The following is a 1,586-nucleotide window of genomic DNA, read 5'->3' on the forward strand; positions in this document are numbered from 1 at the left end:
TTCTCGTTGTTCGATGATAGCAGAGGCCCTGCCGAAGTAGGCGTCGGCCGGGGTCACGTTGCCAAGGCTCTCGTGGTGGCGTCGGTGATTGTAATGCTCGACGAAGGCTTCGATCTGGCGTTCGAGATCGCCCGGCAGGAAGTAGTTCTCCAGCAGGATGCGGTTCTTGAGCGTCTGATGCCAACGCTCGATCTTGCCCTGGGTCTGCGGATGAAGCGGGGCGCCGCGGACATGGCTCATGCCGTTGGCGTCGATCCATTCGGCGAGTTCGCTGGCGATGTAGGACGGTCCGTTGTCGCTGAGCAGTTTTGGCTTGTGCAACACCCTGGCGCTGTCGCAGCCTGAAGCCGTAAGGGCCAGTTCCAGCGTTTCGGTCACGTCCTGGGCCCGCATGGTCGTGCACAGCTTCCAGGCGATGATGTAACGGGAGAAGTCGTCGAGCACGGTCGACAGATAGACCCAGCCCCAGCCGATGATCTTGAAGTAGGTGAAGTCTGTCTGCCACATCTCATTGGGACGCATGGTCTTGTCGCTGAACTCGTCGGCGGCCTTGATCACCACGAAGGCCGGGCTGGTGATGAGGTCATGGGCCTTGAGCAGGCGATAGACGGTCGCCTCGGACACGAAGTAGCGCTTCTCATCGGTGAAGCGCACCGCCAGCTCACGTGGTGACAGCTCGGACTGTTCCAGCGCCATGTCGATGATCTGGCTCTGGACCTCGGCGCTGATGCGGTTCCACACCCGGCTCGGCCGGGAAGGACGGTCCTCCAACGCCTCCGGGCCGCCTTCGACGTAGCGGTCATACCAGCGGTAGAAGGTGCGCCGCGCAATGCCGAGCTGATCTAGCGTCTTCTTCGCCGGAAGGTGCGACTGCTCGACGATCTTGATGATCTCGAGCTTTTCGGATGCGGGGTATCTCATTCGTCGTCGCCCCCATCCGCGATCATGCTTTTTTTGAGCAGACGGTTCTCCAGCGTCAGGTCGGCGACTGCCTCCTTCAGCGCGCGGGTCTCGCGACGAAGGTCCTGCACTTCACCGGTCGTCGCAGCACGGGCCGTGTCGCCTGCCAGTCGCCGCTTGCCGGCTTCCAGGAATTCCTTCGACCAGGTGTAGTAGAGGCTCTGGGCAATCCCCTCCTTGCGGCACAACTCGGCAATGCTGTCTTCGCCACGAAGGCCATCCAGCACGATCCTGATCTTGTCTTCCGAGGAAAAGTGCCGCCGTGTCGCCCGGCGGATGTCTTTGACCACATGCTCGGCGGAGCGTTTGCCGCCAGTCGTCTTCGTATTCATGTTCGTTCCTTCGTCTTAGACGAGAACCGAACACTCCTTAAATCATACCCTCAATTCTGTGCCATAGGCGCTGATCCCGGACAACTATCCAGTAGCCCATCCAGAAGCTGTTCTCGGTTCACCGTAGGGTCAGCCGATGCAATTCCAATCAGCGCGCATACAACCTCGCGGGCCAGCGCTCTGGCGCTCCGCCTATCGTCCCCGGAAATATCCGCCATCGACTTGCCGTGCAGAAAGTCGCTCCGCAGCCCGAAAAGCTTCGAATAGGCCTTCCCGAAGGAAACATCCTTGAGC

1 protein-coding gene and 1 pseudogene are annotated in these 1,586 nt (G+C 60.4%); both read right to left on the reverse strand.

Annotated elements, in window-relative coordinates; translation table 11 throughout:
- Positions 1–1,292 (reverse strand): IS3 family transposase gene (locus CEV33_RS01305; protein ID WP_094538718.1). Its coding sequence is split into 2 segments (ribosomal slippage), with 1,293 coding nucleotides annotated over them: positions 1–956 and positions 956–1,292; the frame shifts between segments, so codons are not numbered across the junction. This gene is flagged as partial in the annotation.
- 50 nt (positions 1,293–1,342) lie between these two features.
- A pseudogene (locus CEV33_RS24190) lies at positions 1,343–1,586 on the reverse strand (hypothetical protein); the annotation flags it as partial.

Origin of the sequence: Brucella grignonensis (assembly GCF_002252505.1) — a bacterium.
GTDB classification, from domain to species: Bacteria; Pseudomonadota; Alphaproteobacteria; order Rhizobiales; family Rhizobiaceae; genus Brucella; species Brucella grignonensis.